Source organism: Acinetobacter sp. ESBL14 (assembly GCF_036668815.1).
Taxonomy (GTDB): domain Bacteria; phylum Pseudomonadota; class Gammaproteobacteria; order Pseudomonadales; family Moraxellaceae; genus Acinetobacter; species Acinetobacter gyllenbergii.
Genome location: NZ_JAZEVS010000040.1, coordinates 1 through 463, shown reverse-complemented (window position 1 = coordinate 463; position 463 = coordinate 1). Strand labels below are relative to the sequence as shown.

Here is a 463-nt window from a genome sequence, read left to right as displayed (position 1 = left end):
AACTTGAACCGTCCGGTGAGGCGCAACTCTCCGGTCACGTGATGCTCATAAATCTCATGGCGGGTGTAGGCTTCGGACAGCGGCGTGCCGTCGTAGGAGCCGGAGAAGTTCATATCGAGCGCGCGATAGCCGGCGATCGCGGTGAAATCGATCTTGTCGGTGAGGCCGACGACCAGCTTGCCCTGCACGCCGCGGTTGCGGATGAGAGAGGTTCGGGGGAAGCAGCGGCCACCCTTGAAGATGGAGCCGTTATAGTAGGTGTTGCCGGGAATTTGCGTTCCCGCCGGGATGGGATCGCAAAAAGTGTCATAGGTGCGCGTCCTGACGTTTCTGCACAGTTTCGAGCCAGGCGGCGTCGAGCGCATCGCGCTAAGGCTGGTGCGGCAATGGCGCGCTCTCGGCGTCGATGCGCCCCTGTTTCTCGGCCGGACCGGCGGCGAGATGCTCCATGACGTGGGCGCCG

General features: G+C 63.1%; 1 protein-coding gene. It reads right to left on the bottom strand.

Translation table 11 applies throughout. The features are described 5' to 3' along the window. A partial coding sequence (locus V6E90_RS21520) for a hypothetical protein (protein ID WP_332606410.1) occupies positions 1-365 on the bottom strand: 365 nt, incomplete at its 3' end. Positions 366-463: the final 98 nt, after the last annotated feature.